This window comes from Paenarthrobacter nicotinovorans (assembly GCF_007670255.1).
Classification (GTDB): domain Bacteria; phylum Actinomycetota; class Actinomycetes; order Actinomycetales; family Micrococcaceae; genus Arthrobacter; species Arthrobacter nicotinovorans_B.
Genome location: NZ_SZVS01000039.1, coordinates 1 through 212 on the forward strand (window position 1 = coordinate 1; position 212 = coordinate 212).

A 212-nucleotide genomic window follows, 5' to 3' on the forward strand; every position below is an offset into this window, starting at 1 on the left:
AGGAGTCCGTTGGTGTCGAGGTTTTCGGGTTCGGCGGGTTGGGTGATGGGTTCGTTGTAGACGGTGAGGTAGAACATCACGTTCTTATCCTCGGAGTCCTCGCCGTACATGGTTTCGAGGCCGTGGCGGATGATATGGCCGATTTCGTAGCCGTAGGCGGGGTCGTAGGTGCGCACGGCGGGGTTGGTGGAGGCCAGGATGGGGGAGTGTCC

Annotated in this window: 1 protein-coding gene; it reads right to left on the bottom strand. The window is 60.8% G+C overall.

Features of this window, described 5'->3' with window-relative positions:
* The coding region (locus FDP28_RS20440; RefSeq protein ID WP_144663433.1) for a hypothetical protein at positions 1-212 on the bottom strand (212 nt) is incomplete at both ends.